At 69.0% G+C, this 18,265-nt stretch carries 14 protein-coding genes; 6 read left to right on the top strand and 8 right to left on the bottom strand.

Features of this window, described 5'->3' with window-relative positions; all coding sequences use genetic code 11:
- Window positions 1-115: 115 nt before the first annotated feature.
- From FFG40_RS07255 to FFG40_RS07245, 3 genes are all read left to right on the top strand, one after another.
- The gene (locus FFG40_RS07255) at window positions 116-865 is read left to right on the top strand and encodes a CPBP family intramembrane glutamic endopeptidase (RefSeq protein ID WP_035807570.1); all 750 of its coding nucleotides are present in this window, start codon (window positions 116-118) and stop codon (window positions 863-865) included.
- 76 nt (window positions 866-941) lie between these two features.
- Window positions 942-1,421, top strand: a complete 480-nt coding sequence (locus FFG40_RS07250) for a peroxiredoxin (RefSeq protein WP_138802728.1) — start codon at window positions 942-944, stop codon at window positions 1,419-1,421.
- Between the two features lie 193 nt (window positions 1,422-1,614).
- The gene (locus tag FFG40_RS07245) at window positions 1,615-2,166 is read left to right on the top strand and encodes a PH domain-containing protein (RefSeq protein WP_185974125.1); all 552 of its coding nucleotides are present in this window, start codon (window positions 1,615-1,617) and stop codon (window positions 2,164-2,166) included.
- 71 nt (window positions 2,167-2,237) lie between these two features.
- On the opposite strand, the gene FFG40_RS07240 is transcribed toward FFG40_RS07245, so the two are convergent.
- A complete protein-coding gene (locus FFG40_RS07240) occupies window positions 2,238-3,956 on the bottom strand; it encodes an ABC transporter family substrate-binding protein (protein ID WP_138802726.1) in 1,719 nt (572 codons plus the stop codon).
- Between the two features lie 255 nt (window positions 3,957-4,211).
- Here FFG40_RS07240 and FFG40_RS07235 point away from each other — a divergent pair, with 255 nt between their 5' ends.
- From FFG40_RS07235 to FFG40_RS07225, 3 genes are read left to right on the top strand one after another with little or no spacing between them, the layout of a single operon-like run.
- Entirely contained in the window at window positions 4,212-5,192 is a 981-nt protein-coding gene (locus FFG40_RS07235; protein WP_111235439.1) for an ABC transporter permease, read from the top strand.
- A gap of 3 nt (window positions 5,193-5,195) precedes the next feature.
- Window positions 5,196-6,134: an ABC transporter permease gene (locus FFG40_RS07230; RefSeq protein ID WP_083404166.1), complete on the top strand. Its 939-nt coding sequence runs from the start codon at window positions 5,196-5,198 to the stop codon at window positions 6,132-6,134.
- Window positions 6,127-8,271: a dipeptide ABC transporter ATP-binding protein gene (locus tag FFG40_RS07225; RefSeq protein WP_138802725.1), complete on the top strand. Its 2,145-nt coding sequence runs from the start codon at window positions 6,127-6,129 to the stop codon at window positions 8,269-8,271. The genes FFG40_RS07230 and FFG40_RS07225 overlap by 8 nt, the downstream gene beginning before the upstream one ends.
- 104 nt (window positions 8,272-8,375) lie before the next feature.
- Here the strand turns inward: FFG40_RS07225 and FFG40_RS07220 are convergent, their stop codons facing one another.
- From FFG40_RS07220 to gcvH, 7 genes are all read right to left on the bottom strand, one after another.
- Window positions 8,376-8,882: a PH domain-containing protein gene (locus tag FFG40_RS07220; RefSeq protein WP_138802724.1), complete on the bottom strand. Its 507-nt coding sequence runs from the start codon at window positions 8,880-8,882 to the stop codon at window positions 8,376-8,378.
- A 62-nt stretch (window positions 8,883-8,944) separates the two neighbouring features.
- A complete protein-coding gene (locus tag FFG40_RS07215; protein ID WP_138802723.1) occupies window positions 8,945-10,687 on the bottom strand; it encodes an ABC transporter ATP-binding protein in 1,743 nt (580 codons plus the stop codon).
- Window positions 10,684-11,634, bottom strand: a complete 951-nt coding sequence (locus FFG40_RS07210; protein ID WP_027464554.1) for an ABC transporter permease — start codon at window positions 11,632-11,634, stop codon at window positions 10,684-10,686. The genes FFG40_RS07215 and FFG40_RS07210 overlap by 4 nt, the downstream gene beginning before the upstream one ends.
- Complete coding sequence (locus FFG40_RS07205) at window positions 11,624-12,553, bottom strand: ABC transporter permease (RefSeq protein ID WP_027464553.1); 930 nt, start codon at window positions 12,551-12,553, stop codon at window positions 11,624-11,626. The genes FFG40_RS07210 and FFG40_RS07205 overlap by 11 nt, the downstream gene beginning before the upstream one ends.
- A gap of 221 nt (window positions 12,554-12,774) precedes the next feature.
- Window positions 12,775-14,403, bottom strand: a complete 1,629-nt coding sequence (locus FFG40_RS07200; protein WP_138802722.1) for an ABC transporter substrate-binding protein — start codon at window positions 14,401-14,403, stop codon at window positions 12,775-12,777.
- Between the two features lie 564 nt (window positions 14,404-14,967).
- A complete protein-coding gene (gcvP, locus tag FFG40_RS07195; RefSeq protein WP_138802721.1) occupies window positions 14,968-17,889 on the bottom strand; it encodes an aminomethyl-transferring glycine dehydrogenase in 2,922 nt (973 codons plus the stop codon).
- Window positions 17,886-18,263 (bottom strand): glycine cleavage system protein GcvH, encoded by a 378-nt coding sequence (gene gcvH / locus FFG40_RS07190; protein WP_027464550.1) that lies wholly within the window; start codon window positions 18,261-18,263, stop codon window positions 17,886-17,888. The genes gcvP and gcvH overlap by 4 nt, the downstream gene beginning before the upstream one ends.
- Between the last annotated feature and the right edge of the window lie 2 nt (window positions 18,264-18,265).

Raw genomic sequence — 18,265 nt, 5'->3', positions numbered from 1 at the left:
CATCCTTCAATTTCTGGGAGAGTGTCGGGCCAGTGTTTTCACAGCACCGCACCCGTGGGCAGAACGCCCGACACGCCAGTCTACCGGTAGTTCGCAAGCGACAGGAGTACAGCGCATGAGCCGTCGGCGAACGTGGGTCGAGATCACCATCGTCCTGCTGCTCTCGCTCGGCGCCAGCGCCCTCTACTCGATCCTGCAGATCATCGACGACCTGTCCCAGACGACCCCGCTCGGCGAGCAGTCGACGGCCCTGAACACCTCGTCGACGACGGTGCAGTACGTCGACCTCGCCCGGCAGCTCCTCGGCATCGCGGTGGACCTGGCCCCGGTGGCGCTCGTCTGCTACCTGCTCTGGAGCACGTCGCGACCGCACCTGGGCCGGCTCGGCATCGACCGGTTCCGGGCGAAGCCGGACCTGGGCGGCCCGGCGCTCATCGCCCTGTGCATCGGGATCCCGGGGCTCGCGCTGTACTTCGCGGGGCGGGCGCTCGGCATCACGGTCGCGGTCGACCCCGCCGCGCTCAACTCGTACTGGTGGACGGTCCCGGTCCTGCTGCTGTCCGCGATCCGCTCGGGTCTGCAGGAAGAGGTGATCGTGATCGGGTACCTCTACGCCCGTCTCGGCGACCTGGGCTGGGGCCGCTGGCAGATGATCCTGTCGACCGCCCTGCTGCGCGGCAGCTACCACCTGTACCAGGGGTTCGGAGCGTTCATCGGCAACGCGGTGATGGGCGTCGTGTTCGGCTGGATCTACACGAGGTGGGGCCGGCTCCTGCCGCTCGTCATCACGCACGCGCTGCTCGACGCGGTGGTCTTCGTCGGGTACCCCTGGGTGGCGCACGCGTTCCCACAGTTGTTCTCGTAGGCCGCGGGGCGCATCCACAGCCGCCGCACAGCGCGCCGAGGGCCAACCCCCGCCGGGTCGCCCTACCGTGAGACCCATGAGCATCCCCGCGATCGGCGAGTCCGCCCCGTCGTTCACCCTGCCGGGGATGGTCGTGCGCGGCGGCGTCCGCACCGACGACGAGTACGACCTGTCCGCCGAGATCGGCCGCACCGTGGTGCTGGCCTTCTACCCGGGCGACGCGACGGCGGTCTGCACGGCCCAGCTCTGCAGCTACCAGGCCGAACTCGACGAGTTCACCGACCTCGGCGCGACCGTGTGGGGCATCAGCCCGCAGGCACTCGACTCGCACGAGGGGTTCGCCCGCGGGTCCTCGCTCGCGTTCCCGCTGCTCAGCGACACCGCGGGCTCGGTGGTCCGCGCCTACGGGGTGCAGGCACCGGGCATCGGTCTGCGCCGCTCGGTCTTCGTGATCGGCCCCGACGGCGTGGTCCGGTGGCGGCACGTCGGCCTGGTCGGCCTGCGGTTCCCGAAGGCCGAGACCATCCGCGAACAGATCGAACTACTCGTCTCGTAGCCCCCGGCGTGGGAGTCCGCTGAGTGCGCCGAGATGGGGTATTGACACCCCAACTGGGGGCGACGACCATGGACGGCACGAGGGTCCGTCCAGGATCTGCCTCCCCGGGGAATCGGGTCGTCCGGAGATACGCGCTGGTGTGTCACACCCGCTCCCCGGGCGTCTCCGGGGAGGCATCTCGTACCCTCGTCCGGTGCCCACCACCATCGTCGCCCCCGGCCTGCGCGCCCTCGCCGTCGTCCTCTGGGTCGTGGCCGTCGTGCTCGTACCACTGGCCCTGCTCGGCGGCGGCGCCCCCTGGCTCGTGCCGATCCCGAGCATCGCCGTCGCGTTCGTCGCGTGGGCGGCGCTGTGGCGTCCCCGGGTCGAGCTGACGCCGGAGCACCTGCGCATCGTGGACGTCCGGCGGACCAGCACCTACACCTGGTCACGCATCAGCGAGGTGCGCACGAAGTACGGCATCGAGGTGGTCACCAGCGAGGGCGTCCGTCGCGTCTGGATCGCGACCCGCCCGACGGCGCGTCTCGCCGCGCACTCCGGTGACCAGCCGGGAGGCCCGGATCGCCTGGACGTCGACGCTGCGGCCGCGCGGATGCTGGCCCACGTGCCCGCACCGGCCGTGCAGGACGGGCCGCCCCCGTCGAGCGTGACGGCTGCGCCGATCACGCACCGCACCCACGGCTGGACGATCCTGACGATGGTCGTCCTCGGGGTCGCGGCGTCGCTGGCGGCGGCACGGTTCTAGCGGTCACGGCGCAGAACGACACCCCCGACGTCGTGCGACGTCGAGGGTGTCGTTCGTGGACGCGGTGCCGACTACTTCGTGTAGCCCACGTCCTGCCACTTGACCGAGGACTGCTGGAACTGCGCCGGACCGTAGTTCACCAGGTCCTTGCGCACGCCCCAGGCGTACGGCTCGGCGAACAGCGGGATGGTGCCGGCGACCGCGACGATCTTCTTGTCGATGGCCTGCGCGTCCTTGATGCGGGCATCCGGGTCGAGCTCGCCGTTCGCCTTGTCCCAGGCGGCACCGAGCGAGTCGTCCGTCACGCCGGTGTAGTTCTGGCCGGCGTCGGCGGGGTAGTAGATCGACTTCAGCGACGAGATCGGGAACGGGGTGCCCTGCCACGCGAAGTACGTGGCGTCGAAGTCACGGGTCGTCGTGGTGATGTACTTCGTGAAGAAGTCATCGGTGGGCACGGTGTCGATGGTCACCTTGAAGCCGGCGAGCTTGGTCTGCTGCTGCACGAGCTGCGCGACGTTCGCCGAGTTCGGGTTGTCCGACGGGATCACGAAGCGGACGTCGAGTTCCTTGCCGCCCTTGGTCGCGTAGCCGTCCGAGCCGATCTTCCAACCGGCGTCCTCGAGCTTCGACTTCGCCTTGTCGGTGCTGTAGCCGTAGACGCTCGACACGTCGTCCTGGTAGCCCTCCTGACCGGGCAGGTACGTCAGGTTGTTGAGCACGTCACCCGGGCTCTTCACCGGCGACAGGATCGCCTGGGCGAGCACCTTGCGGTTGATCGCCTGCGCGAACGCCTGGCGCACGTCCTGGTCCTTGAAGACGTCCGAGGTGCCGTTCAGCGTGATCTGGCGCTGCGTGGTGCCGAGCGACCGCTCGATCTTCGAGTCGGAGCGCGAGTTCGCCGTCTTGAGGTTGTCGGCGCTGCCGTTCAGGTTGAAGGCGTCGAGCTCCTTGTTGCCGTACGCCTGGGCGACACCGTCGCGGGACACCGTCTTGAAGACGATCGTGTCGAGCTTGCCCTCGTCGCCCCACCACTTGGGGTTCTTCTCGAAGGTCACGACGCCACCGTTGGCGTCGAAGGACTTCAGGATGTACGGGCCACCGGAGACGTAGGTCTTGCCGTCGGCCGCGTACGGGCCCTTGGCCCAGGCCTTGTTGAAGTGGTCCGGGGTGTCGACGGCCCAGTACGGGTAGATCGCACCGAGGACGCTCGCCCAGTCGGCGTTGGTCTTCGAGAACGTCATGATGACGTCACGCTCGTCGGAGCCCTGCTTGACCGAGTCCACGTCCTCCCACACGTTGGTGGCGAGGGGCGCGAAGGCCTTGTTCGTGCCGTTCAGCGCCTTCCAGTTCGCGATGACGTCCTTCGCGCTGATCGGGGTGCCGTCCGACCACACGGCCTTCGGGTTGATCTTGATCTCGACGGTCTGGGGCGAGTCCTTGGTCAGCTCGACCGAGGTCGCGTAGTCCTTGTTCGCCTCCCACTCGCCGTTCTCCTTGAACTGGATGAAGCCGGGCAGGTAGGTCTGCGAGATCGTCGTGTCGTCGACGGTCCCCGAGTCCAGGTTGGCCAGCTGCCAGTTCGCCGGAGCCGTGTCGATCGGCAGGGTGATCGACCCGCCGTCCTTGACGTCCGCGCGGTCCGCGACGGTCCAGCCGGTCGACTTCAGCGACGACTCGGCGACCGCGGAGTTGTCGCCGCCGGCCTCTCCGCCGCCGGAGCAGCCGGCCAGCACGACGGCAGCAGCCGCAGCGGTGGCCAGGACGGCGATGCCCTTGATCCTCTTTCGCATGGCGAGGATTCCCTTTCGTTGTGGTTCGCGCAGATCGCGCTGGACCGCGGCGGCCCCCGCCGTCGCGCCTGTTGGTTGAGAACCCTAGCCACATCCGAAGGCGGCACAAGGGTCTGTGCGATGAATCGAAACACGCTCGTAACGAATGTTGCATAGCGTCACTTCCGTTGTCCCACCCAGCCGCTCGAACGGCTAGCCTGTCGCCACCGACAACGCCGTCCGGTTGGACGGCCGCACCCAGAGGTCACGAACCACATGCTCGCCTTCATCGCAAAGCGGATCGTCAACTACATCGTCCTGACGATCGTGGCAACCACGCTCGGGTACATCCTCGCCAGCACGACGCTCAACCCGGCCGCCCGGTTCCTGGGGCGCAACCCGGCCGTGCCGCAGGGCACCATCGAGGCGTCGCTCCGCAAGCTCGGCGCCGATCCGGACACCCCGCTCCTCGTCCGCACGTGGGACTGGTGGGTCGGTCTGGTGACGCACGGCTCGCTCGGCATGAGCACCCGCGGCACCGAGGTGACGGCCGACATCATCGCCCGCTCCGGCACGAGCCTGCGGCTGCTCGTGATCGGTACGCTGCTCGGCGCGATCCTCGGCGTGCTGCTCGGCGTCTGGAACGCGGTCCGGCAGTACCGCACGTCCGACCAGGTGTCGACCTACCTGTCGTTCGCGGTGCTCGCCACCCCGACCTTCGTCATCGCGGTCGTGCTGATGATCCTCGCGACCACGCTCAACCAGGGCGTCGGGACGCAGGTGATCCGGTTCACCGGCGAGTACACGCCGGGGGTGACCGGGTTCTTCCCGGTGCTCGGCGACCGGCTCGGGCACCTGTTGCTCCCGACGATCTCGCTCACCATCGGCGCCGTCGCCACGTACTCGCGCTACCAGCGCTCGGCGATGCTCGACGTGCTGTCGAACGACTTCATCCGCACCGCACGGTCGAAGGGCCGCACCCGCGGGTCGGCGATCATGCGCCACGGTGTGCGGGTCGCCCTCATCCCGATGTCGACCTTCTTCGCGTACTCGTTCGGACTCATCCTGACCGGCGCGAGCATCACCGAGCTGGTCTTCAGCTGGCACGGCATGGGCGAGTACTTCGTCCAGAGCATCAGCAACAACGACATCAACGCGGCGTCGGGCACGATCCTCTTCACGGCGATCCTCGTGCTCATCGCAGGGACCCTCGCGGACCTGCTGTACGCCGCGCTCGACCCGCGAGTGAGGGTGTGACCCGTGTCTGTTCTCGACCCCACGACCACGACCACCGCCGGTGACCCCGGCGACGGCAACGCCGGTACGCCGGCGCACGTCATCGAGGTGAAGGGCGGCCGCACCCCGCTCTGGCGCAAGGTGTTCGGCACCTGGCGCGCGCGCATCGGCGGCAGCGCCCTGCTCCTCATCATCCTCTGGGCGTTCCTCGGCCCGTACCTGTACCACTGGAACGCCGTCGACTCGGACGGACTGGCGTTCGGCATGCCGCCGAGCGCCGCGCACTGGTTCGGCACGAACGACATCGGCCAGGACATCTACGCGCAGACCCTGGTCGGCCTGCAGAAGTCGCTGCTCATCGGTCTGATCGCCGGTCCGGCAGCGACCCTGATCGCCGGCATCGTCGGCGCGATCGCCGGGTACTTCGGCGGCGTCACCGACCGGCTGCTCGTGTGGGTCATCGACCTGCTGCTCGTGATCCCGTCGTTCTACGCGCTCGTGCTGCTCAGCCCGGTGTTCAAGAACCTGACGTGGGTGGCCCTCATCGTCGGCCTCGCGGTGTTCAGCTGGATGGTGATGGCCCGGGTGATCCGCGGTCAGACGATGTCCCTGCGCGAACGCGACTACGTCAAGGCCGCCCGGTTCATGGGTGTCCCGGCGTTCACGATCATCCGGCGGCACATCCTGCCGAACGTGGCGTCGCTGCTCATCATCGACGCCACGCTCGGCGTCGGAGCGGCGATCCTGGCGGAGAGCTCGCTGAGCTTCTTCGGCTTCGGCATCCAGATCCCCGACGTCTCGCTCGGCACCCTGCTCGCCGCCGGCAGCCAGTCCGCCGTCACCCGCCCGTGGCTCTTCGTCCTGCCCGCCGCGACGCTCGTCGCGACCGTGCTCTCGACCAGCCTGCTCGGCGACGCCCTGCGCGACGCCATCGACCCCACCTCCGGAGCCAACCGTGACTGAGCCCCTGCTCACCGTGTCCGACCTGTCGGTCACGTTCAACCCGAAGACCAAGCCCGTCTACGCGGTCCGGGGTGTCGACTACGAGGTGGCTCCCGGCGAGTTCCTCGGCATCGTCGGCGAGTCGGGTTCCGGCAAGTCGGTGTCCTCGATGGCCGTGATGGGCCTGCTGCCGTCGTCCGCCCAGGTGCAGGGCAGCATCCGGTTCGACGGACAGGAACTCGTCGGCAGGAACGACCGCGAGATGTCGGCGCTGCGCGGTCGTGACATCGCGATGGTGTTCCAGGACCCGCTGTCCGCCCTGACGCCGGTGTACACGATCGGCCAGCAGATCATCGAGGGCCTGCGCCTGCACGACCGCTCCCTCAGCCAGCACGCCGCACGCACCCGCGCCGAGGAACTCCTGCGCATCGTCGGCATCCCGAACCCGGCTCGACGACTCGACGCGTTCCCGCACGAGTTCTCCGGCGGCATGCGACAGCGCGCGATGATCGCCATCGCCATCGCGAACGACCCGAAGCTGATCATCGCGGACGAGCCCACCACGGCGCTCGACGTGACGATCCAGGCGCAGATCCTCGACGTGCTGCAGACCGCCAAGGACATGACGGGTGCGGCCGTCGTGCTCATCACCCATGACCTCGGCGTCGTCGCCGGCAACGCCGACCGCGTCGCCGTGATGTACGCCGGTCGGATCGTCGAGACGGCGCCGGTGCTCCCCCTGTTCCGCGAGCCGGTGATGCCGTACACGATCGGGCTGCTCCGCTCGATGCCGAACATGACGTCCGCCCGCACCGAGCGGCTCGTCCCGCTGGACGGCCGCCCGCCCCTGCTCACGCAGAAGCCGACGGGCTGCCCGTTCGCCGACCGCTGCCCCGCCGTCATCGACGCCTGCCGCGACGGCGAGCCCGCCCTCGTCGCTCCGTCGGTGCCGCAGAGTGCCGACAACCCGGTCCTGACCGGCGCCGTCACGACGATCGGCAACGGCACCCTGCTCGACGACCACACCGCCGCGTGCATCCGCCGCGACGAGATCGCCGCGGGCACCCTCGAGCGCTCGGAGATCTTCCCCCGCCCCGAGGACGTCCCCGAGGCCGCCGTCGACCACGGCGACGACGTCGTGCTCGAGCTGCAGGACGTGGTCAAGACGTTCCCGCTCACCAAGGGCGCGCTGTTCCGCAGGCAGATCGGCGAGGTGCACGCCGTCGACGGCATCTCCCTGACGCTCAAGCGCGGGCAGGTGCTCGGCCTGGTCGGCGAGTCCGGCTGCGGCAAGACGACCACCATCATGGAGATCCTCGAGCTCGCCGGGGCCCAGCACGGCACCATCCGGGTGAACGGCGTCGACACCGCCTCGCTGTCCAAGAAGGACCGTCTGGCACTGCGCCGTGACATCCAGGTCGTGTTCCAGGACCCGATGGCGTCGATCGACCCCCGGCTCGACATCGGCTCGGTGATCGGTGAACCCCTCACCGTGCACGGCGTCGCGAAGGACGAGATCCGCCGGCGGGTGCGCGAGGTGCTCGAGCTGGTCGGGCTCGAGCCGAGCTACATCGACCGGTACCCGCACGAGTTCTCGGGTGGCCAGCGGCAGCGCATCGGCATCGCCCGTGCGCTCATCGTCGAGCCGAAGATCCTGGTGCTCGACGAGCCGGTCTCCGCGCTCGACGTGTCGGTGCAGGCCGGTGTGATCAACCTGCTCGAGGACCTCAAGCACCGCCTCGGGCTGTCGTACCTCTTCGTGGCGCACGACCTGTCCGTGGTCCGGCACATCGCCGACGACGTCGCGGTCATGTACCTCGGCCGCATCGTCGAGTACGGCGACGGCGACGCGGTGTTCTCGGACCCCCAGCACCCGTACACGCGGGCCCTGCTGTCGGCCGTGCCGGTGCCGGACCCCATGGCCGAGGCCGCTCGCGGGCGCATCCTGCTCGACGGCGACCTGCCCTCCCCCACGGAGCGCATCGACGGGTGCCGGTTCCGCACGCGCTGCCCGCTCTACCAGCTCCTCGACGAGGGCCGGCAGGAGCAGTGCCGCACGATCGACCCGGGTCTCGAGCCCGTGCACGGCCGTGGTGTCGCCTGCATTCAGACCGACCAGGAGCACCTGCTCACCGAGCGGGTCGGCGCGGTCGTCTGACGACGCTGGTCACGCCGTGGACGCGACCAGCAGACGGACGGGAGGCCCGGAGCACGTCGTGCGCCGGGCCTCCCGTCCGTCTGGGGTCGCGATCGCGAGCCGTGTCAGGCTCCCAGCCACAGGCTGAGCAGCGAGGCGGCGAGCAGAACCAGCGCGGCTGCGCCGACCGCCAGGGCCGGCACGTCCCAGCCACGCACGGCGTCGCCGGCACCGGCGCGCTCGCGGTGCTCGGACCAGCGGTCGAGCAGCACGGTCATCTCGTCGGGCTGTCGCAGGACCGCCCGCTCACCCCGCCGGGCCGGCTTCGGCCGTGGCAGCGACGGGCCGCCCCAGCACTGGACCTTCCGGCCGGCGACCGTCTCGATCACGATCTGCCAGCGGAGCCGGACGTCGGCGACGGCCTGCCACGGCACCACGGTGCGGCGGAGCGGGTTGACCACGGTGACCGCGCGCTCGTCGATGACGATGCACGGGCGGTAGGTCAGGACCCAGAGCGCCCAGACGAGCACGGCGATCGGGCCGGCGGCGCGGAGGACGACGTCCCAGCTCCCCCGGAACGCCGCATCGCCGAGCAGGAACAGGCCCAGGACGGCGACGAGGCCGGACGCCACCGCACCCCCGCGACCAGCGCGGAGGACGACGGGGCGTCCGGCCTCGTTCGTGTCCAGGTGGATCAGCGTCCGAACTCGAACCCGGCGCCGGGGATGGCGGCCAGGAGGTCCTTCGTGTACTGCTCCTTCGGGGCGGCGAAGACCTCGTCGGTCGTCGCCTTCTCGACGATCTGCCCACGGCGCATGACGCAGACGTTGTCCGCGACGAGGCGGACGACCGCGAGGTCGTGCGTGATGAACAGGTACGTCAGGCCGAGCTCGGTCTGCAGCTCGGTGAGCAGGTCGAGGATCTGGCCCTGCACGAGCACGTCCAGCGCGGAGACGGCCTCGTCGAGGACGATGACCTCCGGCTTGAGCGCCAGCGCACGAGCGACGGCGATGCGCTGGCGCTGGCCGCCGGACAGCTCGTTCGGGTAGCGGTTCACCATCGACTTCGGCAGCGCGACCTGGTCGAGCAGCTCGAGCACCCGGGCGCGACGCGAGGCCTTGTCGCCCACCTTGTGCGTGGCGAGCGGCTCGGCGATCGTGTTCCCGACGTTGTACATCGGGTCCAGGGAGCCGTACGGGTCCTGGAACACCGGCTGCACGCGGCGGCGGAAGTCGAAGAGGTCCTTGCCCTTCAGCGCGCCGATGTCGATGCCGTCGAACTGCACGGTGCCGCTCGTGATGCTCTCGAGCTGCAGGACGAGCTTCGCGACGGTCGACTTGCCCGAACCGGACTCGCCGACGAGCGCCGTGGTGGTGCCCTTCTGGATCGAGAACGACACGTCGTCGACGGCCTTGAGCTCGCGGGTGGCGAGGCTCTTGCCGCGCAGCTTGTAGACCTTCTCGAGGTTCTTCACCACGATGAGGTCCTCGGCCGGACGGTGCTCGCGTTCCTGGGCCCGGGCGATCAGCTCGGCGTCGTCGTTGCCGGCGTCGGAGATGTCGACCCGCTGGTGCTGCACCTTCGACTGGATGCGACGGCTGGCCAGCGACGGGGCCGCCGCGACGAGACGCTGCGTGTACGGGTGCTGCGGGTTGGCCAGGATCTCCTTCGAGGGACCGGCCTCGACGACCTGGCCCTTGTACATCACGACGAGCTTCTCGGCGCGCTCGGCGGCGAGCCCGAGGTCGTGCGTGATGAACAGCACCGAGGTGCCGAAGTCGCGGGTCAGGCTCTCGAGGTGGTCGAGGATGACACGCTGGACGGTGACGTCGAGCGCACTCGTCGGCTCGTCGGCGATGAGCAGCTGCGGGCGGCTCGACAGACCGATGCCGATGAGCACGCGCTGGCGCATGCCGCCGGAGAACTCGTGCGGGTACTGCTTCAGGCGGGTCGACGCGTCGCCGAGACCGGCTTCCTGCAGGACCTCGACCGCACGGTCACGGACGGCCTTCTTGCCGGTCGCCATGCCGTTCGCGCGGATGGCCTCTTCGACCTGGAAGCCGATCGACCACAGCGGGTTGAGGTTCGACATCGGGTCCTGGGGGACGTAGCCGATCTCCTTCCCACGGATCTCCGACATCTCCTTGTCGCTCAGCCCGACGAGCTCGCGCCCGTTGAACTTGATCGAACCGCCGGTGACCTCACCGGTACCGGGGAGCAGCTTGATGATCGCCTGGGCGCTCGTCGACTTGCCCGAACCGGACTCGCCGACGATGGCCAGCCGCTCGCCCTGCTCGAGGGTGAGGTTGACACCACGGACGGCTCGCACGAGGCCGCTCTGGGTCTTGAAGCCGACCTGCAGGTCGGTGATCTCGAGCAGCGGCGCGCCGGAACCACCGGTACGGCTGCTGTTCGTCTGGGTCAGTGTCTCGCTCATCGGCGGGCCCTCGCCTTCGGGTCGAGCGCGTCGCGCACCACGTCACCGAGGAGCAGGAACGCGAGCACGGTGATGGACAGGGCAGCCGACGGCCAGAAGATGGTCGACGGGTTCGTGCGGATCGACGTCTGGGCGGTGCCGATGTCGAGGCCCCAGCTCAGGGCCGACGGCGGCAGACCGATGCCGAGGAACGACAGCGTCGCCTCGGCGACGATGAACGTGCCGAGCGACACGGTCGCGACCACGATGACCGGAGCCAGCGAGTTCGGGATGACGTGACGCAGGAGCGTCCGGAACCGGCTGACGCCCAGGGCCGCCGACGCCATGACGTAGTCGGCCTGCTTGGCGCTCAGTACGGCGCCACGCATGATGCGGGCGATCTGCGGCCACGCGAACGCCGCGAGGACGAGCGCGACGGTGATCGCGTTCCGCGCCGGGATGACCGACATGATCACGATCGCACCGAGGACGGTGGGGATCGAGAAGAAGATGTCACCGATGCGGGACACGATCGTGTCGAGCCAGCCGCCGTAGAAACCGGCCAGGGAACCGATCACGATGCCGACGATCGACACCAGGATCGTCGCGACGATGCCGACGATGAGCGAGTTCTGGGCACCCCAGATCACGCGGGCGTAGACGTCCGAACCCTGACGGGTGAAGCCGAGGATGTGCCCGGCCTCGGGTCCGCCGTCGCTGTTGTCCAGGTTCGACGCCCTCGGGTCGACGTGGGCGAAGAGCCCCGGGAAGACCGCGACGACGATGATCAGCAGGATCAGGACCGAGGAGATCCAGAACGTCGGGCGGGTCCGCATCGACTCCCAGGCGTCGGTCCACAGGGAACGGGTCTTCTCGTCCTCGTTGACCTGGTCGACCGCCTGCAGGGGGGTTTCTTCGAGCGGGGCGACGTAGTGCGTCGCCGAGCGGGGTGCGGCGTTACTTGGCATAGCGGATCCTCGGGTCCAGGACGGCGTAGAGCAGGTCCACCAGGAGGTTGGCGAGCATGAAGATGATGACCATCACGGCGACGAAGGAGACCACCGTCGGGCCCTCGCCGAGCTTGACGGCGCGGAACACCGTGCCGCCGACACCGTTGATGTTGAAGATGCCCTCGGTGACGATCGCGCCGACCATCAGGTTGCCGATGTCGACACCCAGGTAGGTCACCACGGGGATGAGCGAGTTCCGGAAGATGTGCACGCCGACGACACGACGACGGGGCAGGCCCTTCGCCGTGGCGGTGCGCACGAAGTCGGCGCTCATGTTCTCGGCGACGCTGGCTCGGGTCAGACGCACGATGTACGCGAACGACACCGACGCGAGCACGATCGCCGGCAGGACGAGTTCGCTCCACGGTGCCTCGCCGGAGACGGTGACCCGGAACAGTCCGAGCTTGATGCCGAAGACGTACTGCAGCACGAACCCGACGACGAAGGTCGGCACCGAGATGAGCAGGAGCGACACGACGAGCGCGGTGGCGTCGAACAGCTTGCCCTTGCGCAGCCCTGCGATGACGCCGACGACGATGCCGGCGACGGCCTCGAACACGAGCGCGAGGATCGCCAGGCGCGCGGTGATCGGGAAGGCCGACGCGAGCTGCTGGCTGACCGGCAGACCGGAGTAGGTCACGCCGAGGTCGCCGCGGAACACGCCGCCGATCCAGAGCAGGTACTGCACGATGAACGGCTTGTCGAGGTTGTACTGCTGACGCAGCGTCTCGATGACCTGCGGCGACGGCTGCCGGTCGCCGAACAGCGCGGCGATCGGGTCGCCGGGCAGCGAGAAGACCAGGAAGTAGATGAGGAACGTGGCCCCGAAGAACACGGGGATGAGTTGCAGGAGGCGCTTGCCGAGGTACCAGAGCATCAGATCACTGCCCGGTCCGGAGCGATGTCGATCAGGTTCATTGTGGTGAGGGGTGGACGGTCCGAGGGTCGGCACGGATGTCCGGTGCGGGAGGGCGCCCGCTGTGTGGGGGTGTTGTCACCGTGGTACGGGGGTTCGGGGACCTGTGCGGTCCCCGAACCCCCGTCCGGTGGTCGCGAGGCAGGATACCTGCTCGCGCCTTGGTCTCGAGGAGACCGGTGTTACTTCTTGACCTCGATGTCGTAGTACAGCGGCACCGAGTTCCAGCCGAACTTGACGTTCGACACGTTGTCCGCGTTCCAGACACCGGTCACGTTGGAGTACCAGAGCGGGATCTCGGGCAGGTCCTGGAACAGGAGTTCCTGTGCCTGGTCGAAGGACTTGTTGCCCTCTTCGACCGTCGCAGCCGAACGGCCCTTGGCGAGCAGCTCGTTGTACTCCTTAGAGTCGTACCGCGAGTAGTTGTTCGACGAGCCCTCACCCATGGTCGGGCCGAGGAAGTTGTACAGCGACGGGTAGTCGGCCTGCCAACCGGTGCGGCTGCCGCCCTTGAGCTTGTCGTTCGTCTGGAGGTCCAGGGCTTCCTGGAACGTCGGGATCGCGTTGCCCTCGGCCTTGATGCCGAGCGTGTTCGAGATCGAGTTCGTGACCGCGGTCACCCAGGCCTCGTGGCCACCATCGGCGTTGTACGTGATGGTGAGCGTGTCGTCGTACTTCGAGATCTTGTCGGCCTCGGCCCAGAGCTTCTTGGCCTCGGACTCGTTGTAGTCCAGGACGTCCGACCCCTCGAGGTCGTCGTTCCAGCCGGCGATCACCGGGGAGGTGAAGTCCTTGGCCGGAGTGCGGGTGCCGTCGAAGATCTTGTCGGTGATCTGCTTGCGGTTGATCGCCATCGAGATGGCCTCGCGACGCAGCTTGCCCTCTTCACCCTTCCAGTGGTCGAGGTAGTAGGGCAGGTAGATCGCCTGGAAGATCGCGGCGGCCTGGTTGACGTTCGAGTCCGGGAAGTCGGACTTGTAGGTCTTGAACGCGCTGTCCGGCACGGCGTCGAGGACGTCGAGGTTGCCGCCCTGGGCGTCGGAGTACGCGGTGTCCTGCGAGGCGTAGAACGTGATCGTGAGACCACCGTTCTTCGGCTTGCGCTTGCCCTCGTAGTCCTTGTTGGTGACGAGCTTGATGGACTGGTTGTGGGTCCAGGCCTTCTTGCCGTCGAGCTTGTACGGACCGTTGCCGATCGGGTTCTCACCGAACGCCTTGGTGTCGTCGTAGAACGCCGACGGGAGCGGCACGAACGCCGAGTAGCCGAGCGACAGCGGGAAGTCGGACTGCGCCGACTTCAGCGTGACGGTGAACTCGTCGTCGTCCACGACCTTGAGGCCGGTGAGCTCGGAGTCCTTGTCGGCGTTGTAGCCCTCGATGTTCTCGAAGAAGTAGCTGGCGCCCTGGGCGTTCGACTTCTGGGCTGCCCAGTTCCACGCCTTGGTGAACGACTCGGCCGTGACCTTCTCGCCGTTGGTGAAGGTGTAGCCGGTGTTCAGCGTGATGTCGAACGTCTTCGAGTCATCGGTGTCGATGCTCTTGGCGACCTCGTTGACCGGCTTGCCGTCGGCGTCGTACGAGACGAGGCCTTCGAAGAGCGAGTCGATGATCTTGCCGCCACCGGTCTCGGTGGTGTTCGACGGGATCAGCGGGTTCTGCGGCTCGCTGCCGTTCGTGGTGACGATCCCGGACGCGTTCGCCGAGCCCGAGTCACCGCCGTTCGACGAGCTGTTGCTGGAGCAGGCGGTCAGGGCGAGTGCTGTGGCCCCGAGCACGGCGAGGGCTGAGAGCCCGGCGCGCTTCTTGATCAAGGTTCCTCCTGGTGCATGGGACGCGCAAGGGCACAGCGGTGTCACCCGGGCGCGTTTGACCTTTGCAGCGTAGGCAAGGTGAACAGCGGCGTCCAAACCCAGGGGCGAACGGTTACACGCCGGTAACCAACTTGCACGATCCTTGCGAGAAGATGCAACATTCGCGCGCGTCCTGGTGAAGGGTGCGTTTTTGTTGCATCCGCATGAAATCCATTGCACTCCGTCACACTTCTGTGCAAGTCGGGGGACGGGCGAGCATCACTCAGGGGTACGGCTGAGGGGCTGCGTCGAGCGGTCAGGACCTGCCGTGGGTGGCGCGCCGAGTGGTCACGAACTGTCGGTGGGAGCGGGTCCGGACGACGGTTCGTGACCGCTCGGCGGAACTGAGCGGGGTGTCGTGACCGCCCGGCCTGCCGGACGCCCGGACACCCGGACACGAGGACGCCCGGACGCCCGGACGCCCGGACGCCCGGACACGACCGTGCCCCGCCCGGCGGACCGGACGGGGCACGAAGCGCTCGGCGACCGAGCGGGGGCGACGACGGGGAGTCGACGCCGATCGGATCAGGCGAACGCCTCGATCGGCGGGCAGGCGCACACCAGGTTGCGGTCCCCGTACGCCTGGTCGATGCGACGCACCGGCGGCCAGTACTTCCGGCCGCTGATGCCCGGCAGCGGGTAGACGGCCTGCTCGCGGCTGTAGGCGTGCGCCCACTCCCCCGAGATCACCGACGACGCGGTGTGCGGCGCGTGCACCAGCGGGTTGTCGTCCGCCGGCCACTCCCCGCGCTCCACCGCTGCGGCCTCGGCCCGGATCGCGAGCATGGCGTCGACGAAGCGGTCGAGCTCGGCGAGGTCCTCGCTCTCGGTCGGCTCGACCATGAGCGTGCCCGCCACCGGGAACGACATCGTCGGCGCGTGGAACCCGTAGTCGACCAGGCGCTTCGCGACGTCGTCGACCGTGATGCCGGTGGTGTCGCGCAGCGGGCGGAGGTCGAGGATGCACTCGTGCGCGACGAGTCCGTCGTCGCCCGTGTACAGCACCGGGAACGCATCACGCAGACGAGCCGCGATGTAGTTCGCCCCGAGGACCGCGGCCTCGGTCGCACGGGTGAGGCCCTCGAGCCCCATCATCCGGACGTACGTCCACGTGATGGGCAGGATGCTCGGGCTGCCGTACGGAGCAGCACTGACCGGGCCACCGGCGTGCACCAGGCGGTCGTCCGCCTCGGCGACGGTCGCACCGGAGCGCCGGTCGGCCTGCTGCGCGAACGGATGCCCGGGCAGGAACGGTGCCAGGTGCGCCTTCGCGGCGACGGGTCCCACGCCGGGGCCGCCACCGCCGTGCGGGATGCAGAAGGTCTTGTGCAGGTTGAGGTGCGACACGTCGCCGCCGAAGTCACCGAAGCGGGCGTGGCCGAGCAGCGCGTTGAGGTTCGCACCGTCGACGTAGACCTGGCCGCCGGCGTCGTGCACGGCGTCGCAGATCTCGCGGATGTCGTGCTCGTAGACGCCGTGGGTGGACGGGTACGTGATCATCAGGGCCGCGAGGGTGTCGGCGTGGGCGGCGACGCGGGCCCGGAGGTCCTCGAGGTCGACGTTGCCGTTCTCGTCGCAGGCCACGACGACGACCTTCATGCCGGCGAGCACCGCGGACGCCGCGTTCGTGCCGTGGGCGCTCGACGGGATCAGGCAGACCGTGCGCTCGCTGTCGCCGTTGGCCTGGTGGTACCCGCGGATGGCCAGCAGGCCGGCGAGTTCGCCCTGGCTGCCGGCGTTCGGCTGCAGGGAGACGGTGTCGTAGCCGGTGACCTCGGCGAGCCACGACTCGAGGTCGCCGATCATGTCGAGGTACCCCTCGACGTCCTCGCGCGGTGCGAACGGGTGGATGTTCGCGAACTCCGGCCAGGTCACGGCGGCCATCTCGGTCGCCGCGTTGAGCTTCATCGTGCAGCTGCCGAGCGGGATCATGCCGCGGTCGAGCGCGTAGTCCTTGTCGGACAGGTGCTTGAGGTACCGCATCATGCGGGTCTCGCTGCGGTGTGCGCTGAACACGGGGTGCGTCAGGTAGTCGCTCTCACGCTGCAGGGCGGCCGGGAGGCCCGTGGCCGCGTCACGCACGGCGGTCTCGGTCGCGGGGACGGTCACGTCCACCGCCCCGAGCACGCCCGCCAGCGCCACGACGTCGTCGGGCGTGGTCGTCTCGTCAACGGACAGCTGGAACGTGTCGGCGTCCACGACGTGCAGCAGGTAGCCGGCGTCCTGCGCTGCCGCGACGATCGCCTCGGCGCGACCGACGGCCCGCAGGGTGAGCGTGTCGAAGAAGGCGTCGTGCACGACCTCGACCCCGGCGTCACGCGCGACGGCGGCGAGTGCCCCGGTGGTCCGCGCGACCCGTCCGGCGATGAACCGCAGGCCCTCGGGCCCGTGGTAGACCGCGTACATCGAGGCCATCACGGCGAGCAGGACCTGCGCGGTGCAGATGTTGCTCGTCGCCTTCTCGCGGCGGATGTGCTGCTCGCGGGTCTGCAGGCTGAGGCGGTAGGCCATCTGGCCGTCGGCGTCGAAGGACACCCCGACCAGGCGACCGGGGAGCTGGCGCTCGAGGCCGGCGCGCACCGCGAGGTAGCCGGCGTGCGGGCCACCGAAGCCGAGCGGGACGCCGAAGCGCTGGCTCGTCCCGACGGCCACGTCGGCACCCAGGTCGCCGGGGCTGGCGAGCAGGGTCATCGCGAGCAGGTCGGCCGCGACGACGGCGATGCCGCCACCGGCGTGGACCCGCTCCATGACCGACGACGGGTCGACGACGCGGCCCGAGGCGCCCGGGTACTGCAGGATGACGCCGAACGCACCGTCGAGCTGCTCGTCGCTCGGGCCGTCGGCAGCGTCGAACGCGCGCAGCGTGATGCCCACGGCGTCCGCACGGTGGTCGAGCAGCGCACGGGTCTGCGGCAGCAGGTCGGCGTCGACGAGGAACGCGTCGCCCTTGACCTTGGACGCGCGGCGGGCGAGGAGCATGCCCTCGACCACGGCGGTGCCCTCGTCGAGCATCGAGGCGCCGGCGGTGGCCATGCCGGTCAGGTCGGACACCATCGTCTGGAAGTTGATGAGTGCTTCGAGGCGGCCCTGCGAGATCTCCGGCTGGTACGGCGTGTACGCCGTGTACCAGCTCGGGTTCTCGAGCACGTTCCGCTGGATCACCGCGGGCGTGTGGGTGCCGTGGTACCCGAGGCCGATCATGGCGCGGCGGACGGTGTTGCGGCCGGCCTTCGCACGGAGCTCGGCGAGCGCCTCGGTCTCGCCGACGGCAGCCGGGATCACCGAGTCGGCGACGGGGCCGACGTGGATGGACTCCGGGATCGCCGCACGGACCAGGGCGTCGAGCGACGGCTGCCCGACGACGTCGAGCATGGCCTGCTGGTCTGCCGGGGTGGTGCCGATGTGGCGGTCGGCGAAGGACGTCTGGAGGTTCTCGAACGCGGTCATGCGATGGAGGCCCGGTACGCGTCGTGGTCCATCAGGTCCTCGGGGAACGAGGTGCCGTCGACCTTGATCTTCACAAGCCAGCCGGCACCGAACGGGTCCTGGTTGACGGTGTCCGGGGTGTCGACGACGGCGTCGTTGACCTCGACGACCTCGCCCTCGATCGGGGCGAAGAGCTCGCCGACGCTCTTGGTCGACTCGATCTCGCCGATCTGCGCACCGGCGGTGGTGGCGGTGCCGACGGCGGGGAGCTCGACGTAGACGACGTCACCGAGCTGCTCGGCGGCGTGGTCGGTGATGCCGACGGTGACGGTGTCGCCCTCGACGAGCAGCCACTCGTGGTCGGCCGTGTACTGGAGTGCGGTCTGGTCGGTCATGG

The organism is Curtobacterium sp. KBS0715, assembly GCF_005938005.2.
GTDB lineage: Bacteria > Actinomycetota > Actinomycetes > Actinomycetales > Microbacteriaceae > Curtobacterium > Curtobacterium flaccumfaciens.
This window is presented reverse-complemented; position numbering and strand designations above follow the sequence as displayed.